The 18,208-nt window shown below is 50.5% G+C and carries 18 protein-coding genes; 9 read left to right on the top strand and 9 right to left on the bottom strand.

Going from position 1 to position 18,208, the window contains the following annotated elements; all coding sequences use genetic code 11:
* Nucleotides 1-11 precede the first annotated feature (11 nt).
* The 3 genes from VF724_RS09920 (at nucleotide 12) to VF724_RS09910 (ending at nucleotide 3,213) form a co-directional block, all read left to right on the top strand.
* Entirely contained in the window at nucleotides 12-1,007 is a 996-nt protein-coding gene (locus VF724_RS09920; protein ID WP_371754086.1) for an MBL fold metallo-hydrolase, read from the top strand.
* Nucleotides 1,008-1,110: 103 nt separating this feature from the next.
* Nucleotides 1,111-1,884 carry a 3-hydroxybutyrate dehydrogenase gene (locus VF724_RS09915; protein ID WP_371754085.1) on the top strand — a complete coding sequence of 258 codons (774 nt, stop codon included), beginning with the start codon at nucleotides 1,111-1,113 and terminating at the stop codon, nucleotides 1,882-1,884.
* A 183-nt stretch (nucleotides 1,885-2,067) separates the two neighbouring features.
* Complete coding sequence (locus tag VF724_RS09910; protein ID WP_371754084.1) at nucleotides 2,068-3,213, top strand: cation:proton antiporter; 1,146 nt, start codon at nucleotides 2,068-2,070, stop codon at nucleotides 3,211-3,213.
* A 298-nt stretch (nucleotides 3,214-3,511) separates the two neighbouring features.
* On the opposite strand, the gene VF724_RS09905 is transcribed toward VF724_RS09910, so the two are convergent.
* From VF724_RS09905 to VF724_RS09875, 7 genes are all read right to left on the bottom strand, one after another.
* Nucleotides 3,512-3,640, bottom strand: a complete 129-nt coding sequence (locus tag VF724_RS09905) for a sporulation protein YjcZ (RefSeq protein ID WP_371754083.1) — start codon at nucleotides 3,638-3,640, stop codon at nucleotides 3,512-3,514.
* Between the two features lie 57 nt (nucleotides 3,641-3,697).
* Complete coding sequence (locus VF724_RS09900; RefSeq protein WP_371754082.1) at nucleotides 3,698-3,826, bottom strand: sporulation protein YjcZ; 129 nt, start codon at nucleotides 3,824-3,826, stop codon at nucleotides 3,698-3,700.
* A gap of 54 nt (nucleotides 3,827-3,880) precedes the next feature.
* Nucleotides 3,881-4,009, bottom strand: coding sequence for a sporulation protein YjcZ (locus tag VF724_RS09895; protein ID WP_371754081.1), 129 nt, complete (start codon nucleotides 4,007-4,009; stop codon nucleotides 3,881-3,883).
* 279 nt (nucleotides 4,010-4,288) lie between these two features.
* The gene (locus VF724_RS09890) at nucleotides 4,289-4,672 is read right to left on the bottom strand and encodes a hypothetical protein (RefSeq protein ID WP_371754080.1); all 384 of its coding nucleotides are present in this window, start codon (nucleotides 4,670-4,672) and stop codon (nucleotides 4,289-4,291) included.
* 312 nt (nucleotides 4,673-4,984) lie between these two features.
* The gene (locus tag VF724_RS09885; RefSeq protein ID WP_371754079.1) at nucleotides 4,985-6,352 is read right to left on the bottom strand and encodes an aspartate aminotransferase family protein; all 1,368 of its coding nucleotides are present in this window, start codon (nucleotides 6,350-6,352) and stop codon (nucleotides 4,985-4,987) included.
* A 50-nt stretch (nucleotides 6,353-6,402) separates the two neighbouring features.
* A complete protein-coding gene (gene ald, locus VF724_RS09880) occupies nucleotides 6,403-7,509 on the bottom strand; it encodes an alanine dehydrogenase (protein WP_371754078.1) in 1,107 nt (368 codons plus the stop codon).
* 15 nt (nucleotides 7,510-7,524) lie between these two features.
* Entirely contained in the window at nucleotides 7,525-8,988 is a 1,464-nt protein-coding gene (locus tag VF724_RS09875; protein ID WP_371754077.1) for a CoA-acylating methylmalonate-semialdehyde dehydrogenase, read from the bottom strand.
* Nucleotides 8,989-9,164: 176 nt separating this feature from the next.
* Between VF724_RS09875 and VF724_RS09870 the strand changes: the two genes are divergently transcribed.
* The 6 genes from VF724_RS09870 (at nucleotide 9,165) to VF724_RS09845 (ending at nucleotide 16,140) form a co-directional block, all read left to right on the top strand.
* Nucleotides 9,165-10,826: a PucR family transcriptional regulator gene (locus tag VF724_RS09870; RefSeq protein WP_371754076.1), complete on the top strand. Its 1,662-nt coding sequence runs from the start codon at nucleotides 9,165-9,167 to the stop codon at nucleotides 10,824-10,826.
* A 149-nt stretch (nucleotides 10,827-10,975) separates the two neighbouring features.
* On the top strand, nucleotides 10,976-11,944 hold the full coding sequence (gene speB / locus VF724_RS09865; protein ID WP_371754075.1) for an agmatinase: 969 nt from the start codon (nucleotides 10,976-10,978) through the stop codon (nucleotides 11,942-11,944).
* Nucleotides 11,941-12,810: a polysaccharide deacetylase family protein gene (locus VF724_RS09860; RefSeq protein WP_371754074.1), complete on the top strand. Its 870-nt coding sequence runs from the start codon at nucleotides 11,941-11,943 to the stop codon at nucleotides 12,808-12,810. The genes speB and VF724_RS09860 overlap by 4 nt, the downstream gene beginning before the upstream one ends.
* A gap of 55 nt (nucleotides 12,811-12,865) precedes the next feature.
* A complete protein-coding gene (locus tag VF724_RS09855) occupies nucleotides 12,866-14,266 on the top strand; it encodes an APC family permease (protein WP_371754073.1) in 1,401 nt (466 codons plus the stop codon).
* A 168-nt stretch (nucleotides 14,267-14,434) separates the two neighbouring features.
* Nucleotides 14,435-15,349 carry an NAD-dependent epimerase/dehydratase family protein gene (locus VF724_RS09850; protein WP_371754072.1) on the top strand — a complete coding sequence of 305 codons (915 nt, stop codon included), beginning with the start codon at nucleotides 14,435-14,437 and terminating at the stop codon, nucleotides 15,347-15,349.
* 35 nt (nucleotides 15,350-15,384) lie between these two features.
* The gene (locus VF724_RS09845) at nucleotides 15,385-16,140 is read left to right on the top strand and encodes an SDR family NAD(P)-dependent oxidoreductase (protein WP_371754071.1); all 756 of its coding nucleotides are present in this window, start codon (nucleotides 15,385-15,387) and stop codon (nucleotides 16,138-16,140) included.
* Nucleotides 16,141-16,231: 91 nt separating this feature from the next.
* On the opposite strand, the gene VF724_RS09840 is transcribed toward VF724_RS09845, so the two are convergent.
* Both VF724_RS09840 and VF724_RS09835 read right to left on the bottom strand, forming a co-directional pair.
* Nucleotides 16,232-16,936 (bottom strand): molecular chaperone DnaJ, encoded by a 705-nt coding sequence (locus tag VF724_RS09840; RefSeq protein ID WP_371754070.1) that lies wholly within the window; start codon nucleotides 16,934-16,936, stop codon nucleotides 16,232-16,234.
* Between the two features lie 26 nt (nucleotides 16,937-16,962).
* Nucleotides 16,963-17,535 (bottom strand): beta-class carbonic anhydrase, encoded by a 573-nt coding sequence (locus tag VF724_RS09835; protein WP_371754069.1) that lies wholly within the window; start codon nucleotides 17,533-17,535, stop codon nucleotides 16,963-16,965.
* Between the last annotated feature and the right edge of the window lie 673 nt (nucleotides 17,536-18,208).

Raw genomic sequence — 18,208 nt, 5'->3', positions numbered from 1 at the left:
GGGTGCATTTGATGCCTATTTTAAAGATCAATAATCAAACGATCATTCCCGTAACTGTTCCGACCCCTTATCCGGTCGGGGATGTGAATATGTACTTGGCGGAGGAGGGATCGGGAACGGGACTGGCGCTGATCGATGCAGCCGTTAATACAGATGACGCCTGGGAGTTGCTGATGCGCTCCCTTACCGAGGCGGGATATGCCCTGAAGGATATCCGGCGGATCCTGATCACCCATCACCATGTGGATCATGTCGGCCTGATCGACCGCATCGTTTCGCAAACGGCCGTTCCTGTATATGTTCATCCGGATGCCATTCCGAGAATGAAAAGAGACGCGGAATTTTTAGCCAAGCGCATTGAATTTTTCCGGCAGCTGTATCAGGAATCCGGCTGCGGACAAGCGGGAGAGCGGCAAATCGACGATCTCCGGCGAAAGCTGCACGATAATGCCCATTTAAAGGTGCAGGCCGATCTCCTCCCGGTAACGGAAGGGAACCGGGAAGGTCTCGCGGGGTATCAGGCATTGGAAACTCCGGGTCATGCTCCCGATCACCTGGTGTATCTCGACAACACCCATCGGGTGATGTTTTCTGGCGATCATGTGTTGCCCCATATATCCAGCAATGCGCTGGTCGAGCCGGATGCGTTAGGAAGAAGGATGCCGACGCTCGTGAAGTATCGGGACATGCTGCGCAAATGTCTGGTCCTGCAGGCCGACCTTGTATTTCCGGGTCATGGCGAACCGTTCAAAGAGCTTCAGCCGCTCATTCGCCGCAGACTGGAAAGGATTGACGACAAGGCGGAACGGCTGGAACGGCTTATGAAGGATGCGCCCAAGACAGCTTTTCAACTGGCTGAAACGATGTATCCCAAAGAAGTGGAACGGCAGTTTTCACTGGTAATGTCAGAGGTGATCGGCTTGTTGGACTATCTGGAAGCGAGCGGCAGAGCGGCCAAAGAAATGGATCGCGGGGTCTGGCGTTACTTCTCAGTACAGATTGGATAAATGAAACTTGTTTGGTAGATTTGAAGCTTGCCTGGAAAAAGGAATATAATAACAGCAAAAGGGTGAAAGCGCTTTTTTCTTAATCGATGGGGAGGGAGACCGCATGGAAACGAGTAAACGAGTGGTCATCGTGACGGGAGCGGCCAGAGGAATCGGCAGAGCGATTGCCGAGGCTTTTGCAGCCAATGGAGACCAGCCGATCCTGTGCGATTTGGACTTGGAAAACGCAGAGAAATCAGCCGTGGAGATTGCCGGGAAATTTGCTTGCAGGGCGGCAGCGAAGAGATTGGATGTCGCCGATGCCGCAGATGTGGAAAGACTTATCGATCAGACGGTCCGTGAATGGGGGCGCATCGACGTTATCGTCAATAATGCAGGCTTGCAGCACGTTGATCCGATTGAGAATTTTCCCGTTGAAAAATGGGATCTGCTGATCGGCGTCATGCTGAAAGGACCGTTTCTGCTGACCAAGTATGCGATCCCTCATATGAAACAAAGACAGTTTGGCAGAATCATCAATATTTCCTCGGTTCACGGAAAGACCGCATCCCCGTTTAAGGCGGCGTATGTTTCGGCCAAGCACGGGGTGGTAGGATTGACGCGGACTGCGGCGCTGGAGACGGCCAATGACAACATCACCGTCAATGCGGTGATGCCGGGAACCGTACGTACTTCTTTGATCGAGAACCAGCTCCAAAAGCTGGCGGAGAACGACGGGACGACCCGGGAAGAGGCGCTGCAGCGGCATCTGCTGGCCAAGCAGGCGCTCAAAAGATTCATCAAGCCGGAGGAGGTCGCCGCCTGCTGCGTGTTTCTCGCATCGGAGCAAGCCGCTGCGATCACCGGTGAAACCATCAGTGTTTCCGGCGGCTGGTAAGAAAGGATGGTCCTAAATTTTACCGGCGATGAAACCGGGTGTCTCCGAAGGCGTACTATATAAAGCGTGAATCAATCTAACAGCATAAAAGCGTTTCAATGGGGGAGCCTGTCAATATAAGGCTCCTTTTTGCTTTTTTCGCGCATTCACGTTACGAAATTCATAGAATAAGGGGAGAAAGCTGTGTTGATTTTTGAACTGGCCGTCATACTGTTGGCCAGCAAGCTGGCGGGGGACCTCGCTGCAAGATGGGGACAGCCGTCTGTGTTGGGCAAACTGATCATAGGATTGATTCTCGGTCCTTCAGTTTTAGGAGTCATCAATAATACTGAGGTATTAAGTGAAATCAGCCAAATCGGCGTGATCCTGCTGATGTTTATCGCAGGCTTGGAAACGGATATGAAAGACTTGAAGAAATCCGGAAAAATCTCCACTTACGTCGGCCTGGGAGGCATAGCCGTGCCGTTGGCCGCGGGCTTCGCGTCTGGATTGATGATGGGCTTGGATTCATTATCCTCCGTGTTTCTCGGTCTTCTGTTATCCGCCACAAGCGTAAGCATTTCGGTGCAGACGTTAAGGGAAATGGGAAAGATGAACTCACGCGAAGGAACGGCGATTCTGGGCGCGGCAGTGATCGACGACATCGTGGTCGTCCTGATTTTGGCCTTTGTTTTGGGATTCGCTGGCGGCGATGTGAGCCTGTCCACGCTGATCGTCAAAAAAGCCGGATTCTTTGTCGGTGCCCTGTTTGTCGGATGGAAGGCGGTTCCATGGATGATGGATAAGTTTACTCCATTGCGCGTTACTGAAGCCAGGCTGTCCATAGCTTTGGTACTGGCCTTTCTATTCGCTTATACCGCCGAGCTTGCCGGGATAGCCGCGATCATCGGGGCGTATATTGCGGGCGTGGCGATTGCCCGAACGAAGCATGGGGAGGCCGTTGTCCATAAAGTCGAGCCTTTGGCGTATTCGATCTTTGTACCAGTTTTCTTCACCAGCATTGGGGTGATGACCGAGGTCGTCGGACTCGGACCATCTGAATGGCTGCTGGCCTTGGCATTGAGCTTTGCCGCCGTATTCAGCAAATGGACCGGGGCAGGACTGGGCGCCAAATGGGCGGGATTTGATCTCCGCAGCTCTGCGATCGTCGGAGCCGGCATGGTGTCGCGGGGAGAAGTGGCTTTGATCATTGCCGCGATCGGAATGGAATCGAAGCTGTTGTCTCCGTCCTTGTTCGCCGTAATTGTGATCGTCGTGTTGATCACTACGGTCATCACTCCGCCCCTTTTAAAGTGGACGTACCGGGCGCGAAAATTGAATCGTCAGTAACTCTCGGATTTCTGTAATACCGGCGAAAGGCCCTTTCGGATCATCCGAAAGGGGCCTTTTATCAATAAGCTGCGGTTGTCTGATGCTGCCGGTTATCTCTGTCGTTTTTGCTATCTGTTAAAATCTTTCGTGAACGAATCCTAAATCCACCATCCGCCATAGACAACAATCGCCAACAGAATGAACAGCACCAGAATTACAGCGGCATAGCGGCCGCCAAACCACATTCCGCCTCCTAAGGCCATTTTGTAACCTCCCTTCAGGTTACTTTGGCGTTTTGCTCTGGTTTAAGCTCTTGTTAAATCCACCAACCTCCAAAAACAACGATTGCCAACAGGATGAACAATACCAGGATGACAGCGGCATATCCGCCCCAACCGAAACCTGCACCTGCAGCTGCAGCTGCTCCTGCGCCTCCAAATGCCATGCTTTTCACCTCCCTCCGAATTTCATGCGAAATTCTCATTTGGGTGCCAAGCTCTGATCAAATCCACCATCCGCCGTAGACGACAATCGCCAACAGAATGAACAATACGAGGATGACAGCGGCATATCCGCCCCAACCGAAGCCTGCTCCTGCTACCGCGCCTGCACCAGCGCCTCCGAATGCCATATGGAAAACCTCCTTTCGGCTGCAAATTGAACATTGGAATCATTTAATAGGTTATTAGATCCACCAACCTCCGAAAACGACGATGGCCAACAGAATGAACAGCACCAAAATGACAGCCGCGTATCCGCCAAAGCCAAAGCCTGCCCCTGCTGCCGCACCTGCTCCTGCGCCTCCAAATGCCATATTGAAACAACCTCCTTTCGGTTTACTTCACAATTTGCTCCCTTGGCTTAAGTTCCTACCACAGCCAGCCGCGAAAAGTGACGATTGCCAAAAGAATGAACAGTACCGAAATGACAGCCGCGTATCCGCTAAAACCAAATTCAACTCCGGCTTCTGCTTCAGCAAAAGGCCAACTTGGAACCTCCTTTCTAGGGAACTACCGTATTTTATGATAGGGGTGATGTGCTTGACCGGACGAATATCACGGTATTGCCGAAAATAAACGGATATATCGTGCGATTATTTTCTTGCTCTTTTTCTTTTTCCGTATGTTTTCCTTCTTTTTCTTCTTTTTCTGGGCCTGTTTGCCGCTCCGGCCGGCAGCTCATTTTGCGGACTCTTTTTTTTAGGGATGAGCAGCGCGATTAAAGGCGCGAACTGCTGTATCGTGACAACAATGTTCTGAATCCGCTCGATTGCCGACATAATGCCTTGAATTCCGCCCATTCTGTCAACAAACTCCATCACTTTTCCCAAAGAAAACTTCGACGAACCAAAGGATCCGCCGCTGGGCGAAGGCAAACCCGATCCGCCCCCGAACATGCCTCCCGAAGGAAGGGAAGGCATGTTCGGCTGCTGTCCGGACGGAAGCAATTGATTGATCTGAGCCTTGTCGTTCATCATGAACCTCCTCCTTGCCGAGATAAGAAAAACTTCCAAACGAAGTCCTTCAAAGAAGCCAGACCTACAGGTTTGCGCAGCAAACCATTTCATCGGACGTCTGAAGGGTATTGGCCGAGTAGTCATTCGTCTTGTCATATTCATACTATGGCAAAAAAGCCAGGCTGATTGGACGACTGCCTCTTTTTCAGCAATATCTTTCAGCGCAGCAAAAAAGAGCTGTTCCATAAGCAGACTTTATCTGCTTATGGGACAGCTCTTAACGTTTGGACCACATCGGAAAGTTTAACTTTATCAAAGTGTGAAAGCAAAGAGTCAGTTCAGGGTGTTGATCGATTCGATCAGTGTACGAATGATAAAATCCAGATCCTCATCGGTAGAAGACAGCGGAGGCGCGATGGTCAATATATTGTTGAAGCCTTTGACCGTATCGCCGTTTTTGCCGATAATCAAGCCTCTTTTCCTGCATTCGCCGATGACTTGGGCAAGTATGGAAGGGGCGGCCGGCGTTTTGTCTGCTTTGTCCATGACCAGCTCGATGGCGACCAGGAAGCCCAGGCCGCGGATGTCCCCGACGTTCGGATGCTCCTTCAATTCGTTCAGGCCCTGCTGAAGACGCCGGCCCAAATCGGCGGAGCGCCCGACCAGATTCTCGTCCTCCATGATTTGCAGATTCCGCAGCGCGAGGCTGCAAGCGGCCGGATTTCCGCCGTACGTATTGACATGCCGGAAGTGCGAGGTTTCCTCCTGGTCCATGAAACGCTCGAACATGTCCTTTCGGACAGCGGTTGCCGACAGCGGAAGATAACCGCTGGTGATGCCCTTGGCCATGGAGATGATATCCGGCTTCACGCCGTAATGCTGGAAGCCGAAGCGCTTGCCCGTCCGTCCGAAGCCGCAAATGACCTCGTCGACGATCAGCAGCACATTGTGCTTTCTGCAGCTTTTCTCAACCTTTTTCAAATAGTTGTCATGCGGTACGAGAATTCCCCCGCCGGTAATGACCGGCTCCATGATGACGCCGGCAACGGTATCCGGCCATTCCCAGTTGATGACCTGGTCGATCGCTTCCGCACACTCCAGATTGCAGCTGTCTTTGCTTTTTCCGAACGGGCAGCGGTAGCAGTCGGGAGGGGAGACATGCACGAAGCCCGGCGCCAGCGGCTCGTATTTGTATTTTCTTTGCGCTTGGCCGGTGGCTGCGAGCGAGCCCATGGAGTTTCCGTGGTAAGCCCTGTACCGGGAAATGAATTTGAACCTTCCGGGCTGACCGTTCTGCGCGTGGTACTGCCGCGCCAGCTTGAATGCGGTTTCGTTCGCTTCCGATCCGCTGTTGGAGAAAATGATTTTATATTCTCCGCCCAGCCATTCGTTCAATTTTTCGGCGAGTTTGATCGCCGGAATGTGGCTTTGCGTCAGCGGATAGTAGGGCATGGTTTGCAGTTGCTCGTAAGCGGCTTCGGCAAGTTCTTTTCTGCCGTAGCCGACATTGACGCACCAGAGCCCCGACATTCCGTCGAGGTAGCGGTTGCCTTCGGCATCGGTAATCCACGAACCGTCGGCTTCTGTAAAAATGGTCGGCTTCGCATCCGGATTGTAAGGAGTCATAAAATGCCACAAATACTCTTTATCCTTTTCCGTCAGTTCATTGACGGAGCTTTTCGTTTGATCGTTTAAAACCATGTTCCAACCTCCTGATATATGGTTTTCATACATTTGGTGTGACAATTCCGTCAGGCGACCGAATGGGTTTGCATCTGGAAGGCGCTGCCCACTGCGGGGTGAATGATTTTACCGTCCATGACATTGACTCCGGCACGAAGCGCTTCGTTTTCTTCAATCGCGTTCATCAATCCTTTGTTTGCCAGCTGCAGGGCGTAAGGAAGCGTCACATTGGTCAGCGCGAAGGTTGAAGTCCGCGGCACCGCTCCCGGCATGTTCGGTACGGAATAGTGCAGAACACCGTGTTTTTCATAGGTCGGCTCGGAATGCGAGGTGACTCTGTCCACCGTTTCAATGCAGCCCCCCTGATCAACGGCGACATCGACGATCACCGAGCCCGGTTTCATCTGCTTCACCATGCTTTCCGACACCAGACGCGGAGCTTTCGCTCCGGGAATCAGCACCGCTCCGATCAGCAGGTCCGCGGAGGCAACCGACCGTTCGATGTTGTATTCGTTGGACATCAGGATTTCCGCGCGCCCGCCGAACATATCGTCAAGCTCGCGGAGACGCTTTGCGCTGTTGTCCAGGATGGTGACCTTGGCTCTCAGGCCGGCAGCCATTGTCGCGGCGTTGGTGCCGACGATTCCGCCCCCGATGATGGTGACGTGAGCCGGTTGGACCCCCGGAACGCCGCCGAGCAGGATGCCTTGCCCGCCCTGCGCCCTTTCGAGAAAGTGGGCGCCGATCTGCACGGACATTCTGCCGGCGACTTCGCTCATGGGCGTCAACAGCGGCAGCGAGCCGTCCTTTAATTGGATGGTTTCATAAGCGATGCCGGAGACCTTTTTGTCCATCAGCTCATAAACCAGATTGCCGGCCGCGGCGAGGTGAAGGTAGGTAAAGAGAATGAGATTCTCGCGGAAATACCGGTATTCCTCCGGAAGCGGCTCCTTCACTTTGAGAATCATGTCCGCGCGGCTCCATACGTCTTCGGCATGATCGAGGATTTGTGCGCCCGATGCGCGGTAGCTGTCGTCGTCAAAGCCGCTGCCTGCGCCTGCATTTTTTTCAACCATCACCTGGTGCCCCGCATTGATAAACGCTTGAACGCCCGCAGGGGTCAGGGCAACACGGTTTTCGTTGTTCTTGATTTCCTTGGGTACGCCGATCATCATGATTCAGTTTCCTCCTTAATTATAACGCGCCGTAATCATTTTTTTACGGGTATAAAACTCGACTCCGTCCTTGCCGTTGGCATGCAGGTCCCCGTAGAACGAATTTTTCCAGCCTGAGAAAGGGAAGAACGCCATCGGAGCGGGGACCGCGAGATTTACGCCGAGCATGCCTGCGTCGATTTCTTCACGGAACTTGCGGATGTTCGCCGCGCTCCGCGTATAAAGGCATGCGCCGTTGGCGAACGGCGATTCATTGGTCAATTCAATGGCTTCATCAAGCGTGTTCACTCTAACAATGGACAAAACCGGAGCAAAGATTTCATCCTGCCAAATTTTCATTTCGGTGGTGACCCCGTCGAACAGGGTAGGCCCCAAGAAATATCCGGGACCGTGGGTCCGATCATCCTGTCTGCCGTCCCGGATGAGAACAGCGCCCTGATTTTCCCCGGCCTCAATGTACTGGATGGTCCTTTGCTTATGAGCTTCACGGATGAGCGGCCCGAGAAAAACGCCTTCCTCCAGGCCGTTGCCCATGTTGAGACCGTCCGCAGCCTGGGCCAGGCGCTGTACCAGCTCGTCCGCGATCCCCCCAACCGTCACGACGACGGAAGCGGCCATGCATCTCTCGCCGGCGGAACCGTATGCCGCGGTGATAATCTGTGTGACTGCATGGTCCAAATCGGCATCTGGCATGACGATCGAGTGGTTTTTCGCGCCGGCCAGCGCTTGCACCCGTTTTCCGTGAGCAGTTCCTGTTTTGTAGACGTATTCGGCGACCGGCTGGGAGCCGACAAAGGAGATCGCCCGCACGTCCGGGTGGGCCAACAGACCGTTGACCACATCATGAGCACCGTGGACGATGTTGAGCACTCCGTCGGGCAGCCCGGCTTCAGCAAACAGCTCGGCCAGTCGGTTGGCCAGCATCGGCGTGCGTTCCGAAGGCTTCAGGACGAACGTGTTTCCGCAGGCGATCGCCAGCGGAAACATCCAACTGGGAACCATCATCGGAAAATTGAAGGGGGTAATCCCGCCGACAACGCCGACCGGATAACGGTACATGGCGGACTCGATCTCGCTGGCGATGTCCGGCAGCACCGAGCCCATCATGAGCGTGGGGACGCCTGCGGCGAATTCCACACACTCAATGCCGCGCAGCACTTCGCCATAGGCTTCCTCGTAGCTCTTGCCGTTTTCCAGAGTGACCATTCTGGCGAGCTCCTCCCAATGGTCCACGAGCAGCTGCTGATACTTGAACAGAATGCGCGCTCTTTTGGGGACCGGAACCTTGCTCCAGGTCTTGAACGCTTGTTTGGCCGCCTGAACGGCCAGCTCAAGATCGCCGCGGGTTGAGATCGGAACCCGGCAAAGCAATTCCCCGGTGGCGGGATTGGGAACATCGTCGTATCGCTCTGTGCCGGATTCGACCCATTGTCCGTTGATATAGTTTGATAGTTTCTTAACTTCGTCGGTTGCGTTCATTTGTGTTCCTCCTGAATTTTGTTTGGCATCCATATCAAACTCATTGTAAAATTAATTTAAGTATAAAGCTTCGCAATTTTCGATTCATTAGACATAATGTCATACAATTTAATTTCGCACTTTAACAATTGGTGTGATTTTCACGTTATATATCCTATGTCATGGAGTTGATTTCATTGGAATCGGAATTCATTATACGGATCAACGATATATTGGACAGGCCGATTTTCAGAAACTGCAAAGTGGTTGCGGGGCGGAACGGTTTGTGGAGGAGAATTCGCTGGGTTCATATTTTGGAAGTGTCGCAGGTTGACATGCTGATCCATGGCGAGGAGATGATTCTATCCACCGGCGTAGGATTGGCGGGGGAGACGTCGAAAGAAGAGTACCTTGAGAAATTGATCCATAACGGAGCTTCCTGTCTGTGCATTGAGCAGGGGAAGTACTTTGAGCATGTGACGCCGGAAATGATAAAAATCGCCGACGAGAACAATTTTCCGCTGATCATATTTACCGAAAAAGTAAGATTCGTCGATATTACTCAAGATCTTCACTCCTTAATCATCAATCGGCATCATCAAATGCTGGAGCAATTAGAGATAATATCAAGAGAATTGTACACATCAACCCTGACCTCGCAGGCCAATACGAACATATTAAAAATCTTGCACAGCAGCACGAAAGCGGATGTGTATTTCCTTCCCCTGCATGGAAAAGCGCAATGCGTTCCGGTCAACGTGAGAGATGACAACAAGAAACAAACGGTACGGCAATTGGGAGCGAAAATAAGTGAACAAACCGGGCAGCCCCTGATTCAGTGGAAAGAAGGGGAACGTTATTTTCTCATGCAAGAAGTCGGCGCAATGGGACAAATCTGGGGTTATCTTTCCTTGTGCTTTGAGGAAAAGCTGCCGGGCGAATTCGATCTCCTCGTGCTGGATAGGGCCGCGCTGTCGCTGGCCCAGGATCTGCTGAGAAAAAGATATGTCGAAGAACGAAAACTCCATTCTGAACATATCTGGGTTGATGATTTGATAAACGGAAGAATCCGGAACGAGGAACAAATCCAATCTTATCTAGGAAAGAAGGCCTCCGATTTATCCAATGTGGAGTACAAAGTATGTCTGATCGAATATTTTGAGAACAATGAAGGCGAACCGGAAATGTTTGAAGAAGATCCGGAAGCCCTGCGTTTTCACATTTCGCTGCTCGTCCGTTCGAGCTTCGAATCCCATGGTTTTCTCCCCTATTTGACGGCGAAAGGCAACCAATTGATTGTCATCGCCACTAACCGGGTGCCCGGTTCCTCTCCCAACGAGAGATTGAACAAAGTTATCGATTCTCTGCTCGCGCTGAAAGAGGAAAGGAAAAAATTGGGAAGGCCCATAGATATGCGGATCGGCTTCGGACGCACCTATAAGAAATGGATTGAGGCAACCAACAGTTATTTGGAAGCGAAATACGTACTGAAGGTCCAGTCGCTCGCATGGAAAAAAACAAATTATTATTATGAAGATATCGGTATTTTCAGGCTTATGCTGAATTTGGAGAATGAAGCGGCGCTTGAGGATTTTGTCGCAGACTATCTTGGTCCGCTGATTGAATATGAACGGGTGAAGGGTGGAGATCTTCTTCATACGCTGAAAGTGTATTTGGATAATGACGGCTCCAAGCAGGCCACATCTCAGGAACTTTTCATAGTCAGACAAACGATCTATCACAGGCTGGAAAAAATCAAGGAACTGCTTGGCGAAGATTTCATGCTGCCGGAAAAAAGACTTTCGATTGAAGTGGCCCTAAGAGCATATCTGCTTCTTCACCGCGAAACACAGAGCTGAAGAATGTTTCAAGCCCGAAGAAATTTTACTTTATGTAAAACATTTTGACGGATCATTGTATACTTTGTATATTTACATCCTCCCCCGGGGGATAGTAAAGTAGCACTATCAAGCAAGCGCATACATCATTTGAGCAAAAGGATGATTTGATGAACAAGCCAAAGTATGGACCGCCGCACCATAGCGCAAGCCCCCGCTATACGGGGCTTAGAACGTATATGAAGCTGCCGAATGTAAACGATCCGCATGAGTTAAATGATGCGGATATCGCAATTGTCGGCCTGCCGTTTGATACTGCGGCGAGCTATCGTTCAGGAGCCAGATTCGGTCCCGCCGGCATTAGGGAAATATCGATGTTGTTAAGACCAGCCAACGCATTCCATAAAATAAATCCATTTGATTATTGCTCGGTAATTGATTTTGGAGACCTGCCGCTCATCCCCGGACACATTCATGATTCGTACGATGTTATGAAAGAGGCCTATCGACAATTTGCCAAACATAACGTTGTTCCGATCGGGCTCGGCGGCGATCATTCCGTAACTCTGGGCGAACTGAGGGGATTGGCGGAAGTTTACGGTCCTCTGAGCCTCGTGCATTTCGATGCTCACGGCGATACTTGGGATAACTACTGGGGCAAAAAATACACGCATGGCACTCCTTTTAGACGCGCGGCTGAAGAGCAAATCATCGATCCGAACAGTTCCATTCAAATCGGATTGCGAGGCACCGTATACAGTCCTGATGACATGGATGCGGCAAAGGAAATGGGATTTCAGATATTAACAGCCGAAGAGGCCCGCGAGTTGGCGCCCAAGCAATTAAGTGAAGCAATCCGATCCAGGGTGGGCAATAAACCCGTATTTCTGACCTTTGATATCGATTTCTTTGATCCCGCCTACGCGCCGGGCACGGGAACTCCGGAGCCGGGCGGATTTACCAGCGTTGAAGGTCTAAGCTTTGTGAGACACCTTCCGCTTGTAAATTACGTCGGTTTTGACTTGGTTGAAGTTTTGCCCGCTTTGGATCAATCGGAAATCACAGCGCAGCTTGGAGCCGCTATTGTCTATGAATTCATAACCATAATGGCATTGAAAAATCGGGATGGTAAAACATGAGTCGAATAAAATGGCCAAATGATAAAAAAATGGCGGTCGTTTTGTCATTTGATGTGGATGCCGAAACAGCCTTTTCATTTGACAAGAAGAATAATTCCAGAATCTCTCTGCTTTCAATGGGCACATACGGCCGCAGGGTCGGCCTCAACCGTATTTTAAATACATTGAAAGATTATGATTTGCCGGCAAATTTTTTTGTCCCGGGGGTAACGGCCGAAATCGATCCGAGCGTAATCGAGCGGATCGCCGAAGCCGGGCATCCTATCGGACATCATGGCTATTTTCATGAAAGACTTGACACGCTTGCGCCTGAGCAGGAAGAAGAAATATTGGTCAAAGGAATGCAGGTCTTTAAAAAATATGCCGGTTATTTTCCCGAAGGCTACCGGGCGCCGTTGTGGGAGATGAATCCGACCACGCCGACGCTGCTGAAGAAATACGATTTCAAATTTGACTCCAGCTTGATGGGGGATGATATTCCCTACACCATTGATGCGGGAGATGGGGAAAAATTATTCGAAATACCCGTTACGTGGCTGCTTGACGATTGGGAGCAATTTGCCTACGCCGCCGAGCCGCAGATGGGATTTGCCATCGAAGAGCCTGACAAAGTTTTCCGCTTGTGGACCTCTGAATTTGATAGCTTGTATGAAGAAGGCGGATGCTTTACCTTGACGATGCACCCGCAATTAACTGGCAGAAGTTCAAGAATAAATCTGTTAAGAAGATTGATAGAATACATGATGGCCAAGCCGCATGTTTGGTTCACCACAATGAATGAGATTGAAAAGGCTTGGCGTAATCGGCTGCTTCAGGTTGAACATATGGAGCGGATTGATCTGGCCGATTATTTTGAATCCAAATAGGGCGCGATGCCTTAATAGCCTTCAGCAAGAAAAATCAATTAAGGGAGAGGATTGCATGGGATTTTCTGAATTTTTGGGCTATGACAAAAAAGGTGAAATTACTGAATTGCCGACAACCTTGAACAAGGGAAGGCTGGGCACGAAAGATGTGACGATGTCTGCTTTGGGATTCAATGCCCCCGCCTGGGTCGCTGCTTCCTCGATGGGAATTTTATATTCAATTGTCGGACATGCCGCCCCCCTGGCTATAATGATTGCCTATTTTTTCCCGATGCTGGTAATCGCCTTTACGATGATCTATCTTACTCGTCATGCGCCATCGGCTGCGGGTGCGTTTACTTTTACCGAAAAGTACATCCACCCGTCTGTCGCTACTGTATTGGGATGGTCTTATGTCATTAACTGCTTGGCCGTTGCCGCTATGACGGCGGTGATCGGCGCCGAATACATCCAAGCGCTGATTCCGGGTGTAAGCGGTGTCTTTTCGGCAAAAATTATCGGCACCTTGATGCTCCTGATCTTTCTGGCAATATCATTAAGAGGGATCACCATTACCGCTAAGGTTGCGGCAACCTTTCTTATCTTTGAAGTGGGTATTGTGGCAGGATTGGGGCTTTTGGGAATCTTGAGCCCGCATGTCAAAGACGTTTCGTTTTCTTCGCTGTATTCCGTAACGGCGGCAGGCGGCTGGGCGGCTGTCGGACCGGGCGTATTGTTCGGCTTGTGGATGCTTGCCAACTTTGATTCGACAATCAATTTCATCGAAGAAGCCAAAAGACCGGTTCGTACTGTTCAACGATCTTTATTGCTGGTGCTGTCCATCGCTTTTATCGTGTACAGTCTTGCCGCGATCGGCTGGCAATATGCCGTGCCGGTGGACAAGCTGGCTGCCATTGTGGAGAACGGCGAGGGAGGACCGATTGCCGCCGTTGCCAATGAATATCTGCCTTCTTTCCTAAGCTGGATTGCCATTTTTGTAGTCATTACCTCTTCCGCTGCAGGCTTGCAGATCTCCATGACCTCCGGTGCAAGGACGGCGTATCGAATGAGCGTGGAAGGCCACATGCCTCGCGCGATCAGTATAACAAACAAGCATAAGGTGCCGTGGCTGGCGAGTTTGCTCATCATCCTGGTAGCCGCAGTGCTTGTTTGGGTCAAGCCGCTGTCCGAGCTTCTATGGTATTATGACGTAATTACCATTGCCCTTGTATTTAACTATATTGCGATTCCTTTAGCCTTTATTTTCGCAATGTTCAAACGCTACAGTTTTGGTAAAGCGCTTGCCATCTCGATTCTCCCGATGTTTGCGATTCTGGTCGTTGGTTATATCGGATATACCGCGGGCGCTAATGCATGGATTGTCGGAACAGTGATTGTGATATCTGGCATTGCGCTGATCTTCTATGGAAAAAAGGGCAGCGGCAGCAATATACAGAAGAAAACGGGAGCCGCCTGATCAAAATTCGATCATTCCAAGCAAGTTTACTCCGATCACCTTATGCAAAAAAGAAAAGCTGACAGCCTTTGTGACTTGCATCTCTTTTTTTCGCATAAGGTGATCCTGTTTAATCAGCAGAAAAGATATCAGGTTGACCGTTTTACAATTTTGTTTAGGAGTGAAACAATGAATGTATTGGTTACCGGAGGAATGGGTTTCCTCGGACAGTCATTAGTCGAAATGCTTGCAGAAAGAGGCGGCCATGTTGTCAGCTACGATTTGCGTACAAAGGAAAGCGAACATCCCAATGCGGTATACATTAAAGGGGATATAGGGGATTTGCCGACCCTGATCGAAACCTTGCGGGATCATCATATTGAGAAAATCATTCATACCGCTGCGATTTCCCATCCGGTTCTATCGAGAGATATCCCTTACCGGACAATGATGACAAATGCGGTCGGGACAATCAATGTTTTCGAGGCAGCGAGACTACTGGGCATCAAGCGCGTGGTCAATTTAAGCTCTGAATGTGCTTACGGGAATAACTCGGAACTGGGACTTGTCCGCGAGGACGCTTCATTAAATCCGACTACTCCGTACGGTGCCACTAAAGTGTTTACGGAAAAGATGGCTTACGTCTATTCCACTCTGTACGGCATGGAAGTCCCTTCGCTTCGACCGGGATGGCTCTACGGACCTGGCCAATTCGAGCAATGCTACATGAAAACATTACTGCGCAACGCCATTGACGGAGTGCCGACGAAAGAAGAAGCCGGCATTGATTACCGATTCCAATATGTTCATGTCACGGATGTAGCTAGGGCATGCATCCTTGCGATGGATACGCCGAAGTTGAATGAGCTGGTGTTCAATATTACGGGCGGCACACAAATCAGCTATGGCGAGCTGGTTTCCCGCGTAAAAGCATTGTATCCGGATGCGGATATTGAAATAGGCGCCGGTACAATAGATATTCTCGATGCCAATGCGCCTTTTGACATTTCAAGAGCAAAAGAAGTGATCGGGTACGAACCGCGCGTTCAATTGGAAGAAGGTATGCGCACCTACGCGGAATGGCTGAAAAACCATGAATTTTAATTGATTAATTATATATCCATTTTTCGGAGGGTTTAATGAGACCAAAAAAATTAGCAAATAAAGTGGCTGTTGTGACCGGGGGCAGCCGGGGCATCGGAAAAGGCATAGCTTTGGCTTTTGCGGATGAAGGCGCCGACGTCGTGATCACATATTTGTCGAACGAGACCAAGGCTAGGGAAACTGTATTGGAGCTGGAATCAAAGGGTGCAAGGGCATTGGCCGTAAAAGGGAACGTTGGCGATGAAGCGGATGCCGTCAAGCTGCGGGATGAAATCCAAAAGACATTTGGAAAAATCAATATTCTGGTCAATAATGCAGGGACCATAGGCAAAGAAATGCCGCTGAAGGATATGCCGACAGAGGAATGGGACAAGCTGATGAATGTGGACCTGAGAGGCGTATTCCTTGTCTCCAAATATCTTATTCCGTTATTTGACAGTCGGTCCGTCGGAAAGATTATCAATATATCTTCCGAATTATCGCTTAAAGGCAGAGCCAATTTTACGCACTATGTCACTGCCAAAGGCGGGATCAACAGTCTGACGCGCGCCTTGGCATTAGAGCTGGCGCCGGATATCCTGGTCAATGCGATTGCCCCGGGTCCCGTTGAAACGGACATGATTTTAGCGGATATGGATCCTGAATGGATTGAAAAGGAAACCGAGATTCCATTGGGACGATTAGGCAAAATTGATGAAATTGCGCCAGTGGCTGTCTTGCTCGCATCCGATGACGGCAACTTCTTCTGCGGTCAATTTATCAGTCCGAACGGCGGCGCTGTGTTTAATTAATGCCCGTATGACAATAGAAATTCCCCGGATGTCAAATCCCGGGGCATTTCTTGAATTTTATGCTTGATATAGGCGAGGGAAGAAGTTCGAATTATCGGGGTTTTGTCTGTCCCTTATTCTCCTCCTGTTCGTAAGCCTGTTTGACGAAATTGAACAAATAGGCGCTTCCTCCGTGATCCGGATGGAGCACTTTGAGCAGGTGGCGGGCTTTTTTTCGCATTTCCTCGCTTGAGGCCGTTTCATCCGCCCCGATGATTTGCCTGAAATTTGAGCTTCCCTGAAGGCCGCCGGGAAGGTCGCGCGACGAGGTTGAACTGTCCCCGTATGTTTTATTGTAATGCTCCGATTTGTTCGGCGCCTGAGACTGAAGAGCCTTCAGCCTTTTCTCAAAGTCGTTCAAGATATCCTCCAGCTTGAATTCGTCCTCCGGAAGCCGGCCCTCCAAGAACGCAGCCTCGAATTCCTCGATAAACAGCTGCTCGAATACATCCATCAGATCGTTATACATGATGATTTCGCTTCTGACTTTGTGCGCCAGCCGGTAAATGGACAGGATCTGTCGAACGGCCCAACGCGGCAGGTCGTATTTGAAAGCCAGCAGCACCTTGTTCCACCATTCGGGCTTCATGTGATTTTCAGCCAGGAACTCATATAAACCGATTTGCTGCTCGGCGTTAAGCTCCGCCCCGATTTTTACGGCATCATCCAGCTTGAGCTGCCGTTTTTTGACTTGCTCCCGCCATTCGGGAACGAGCTTATCCAGCGAGTCCGTCATTTCGCGAATAAAAGCGTCCAACACGCTTCCTCCTTGCGCACAAGGCTTTATCGGCCGGACATACTGTAGCCGTCCACGACAATCTCCAGCTTGCCGGTTTCCGGGTGAATGATCAGTCCGTGCACCACCACATCTTTGGGAAGAAGCGGATGGTTTTTGATCATCCGGACGCTGTTTTCAACCCCCTCACGGACGGTATCGAAACCCGTCAGCCAGGGCTTAAGCTGAATGCCGGAATTGGACAGCGTGTTCAGGACGTCCTCCGTAATTCCCCGCGTTCGCATTTTTTCAAGGATTTGGTCGTAACGAAGCGCCGCCATTCCGCAATCGTGATGTCCGACGACGATCGCTTCCTTGGCGTTCATCTCGTATACGGCGACGAGAATGCTGCGCATGATGCTCCCAAACGGATGGGAGACGATCGCGCCGGCATTTTTGATGATTTTGGCGTCGCCGTTTTTTAAATTCATTGCCTTCGGCAGAAGCTCCACCAGCCGGGTATCCATGCAGGCCAGTATGACCATTTTTTTGTCGGGAAATTTGGAGGTGCGGAAGGATTCGTATTCTTTATTTTCCACAAACGCCGCGTTATGGGCCATGATTTCGGAGATAAGGGACATCGGGAATCACCTTCTTGTTTAAGATTGGCGGCAAATTGCCGAGAATGCATATTTTCAAGCTCAAGCTCCGTATCTTTATATAATGTATCTGAAGTTGAGGCTCTCTGCAACCATCGCCCCGAACAGCAGCTTAAAATAACATGAAGCTCAGTTAAAATATTGCCGGATTTTCCAATTCCCGGTCGTCTTGGTGTATAATAAAGTCACGGAGGCGATTCAAATGAAATACTTTGAATTTTTTCTCTTTGGCGTTGTTCTCATCCTCTTCTCCCTTATCTTCATGCCCATTTTGCTCGTGGAGCTCTTGGTCGATAGCGGAACAGCATCCTCGGATCCGGGCCTGATCACTACGATACTATCCATCTTCTTTTCGAGAACGCCGTAAAGAACGCCGTGAGCGTTCTTTTTTTATTGTGCGCCCAGCATGGGCGTTCATCTTTAGGGTGAGAGTCCCCGAACGGGGGCTGGCGAGCGCCTACCGTTGGCCAAGAGCAAGGGTGTCCGCTGTGAGGCGGAATCTGGAGGAAGCTTACGGCAAACGCCCGGCCTAAGGTACACGAACCCAATTCGGGGCTGGAATAGTCGGATGAGCCTGCAATACAAGGTAAAGTCCAAAGCCGCCAAGGGCTATTTCAGTAAACTTGGGTGGGCACATGGGCGGAAAGATGACGTT

It is taken from the genome of Ferviditalea candida (assembly GCF_035282765.1).
GTDB lineage: Bacteria > Bacillota > Bacilli > Paenibacillales > KCTC-25726 > Ferviditalea > Ferviditalea candida.
The sequence above is the reverse complement of the archived record's forward strand: the minus strand, read 5'-3'. Positions and strand labels throughout refer to the sequence as shown.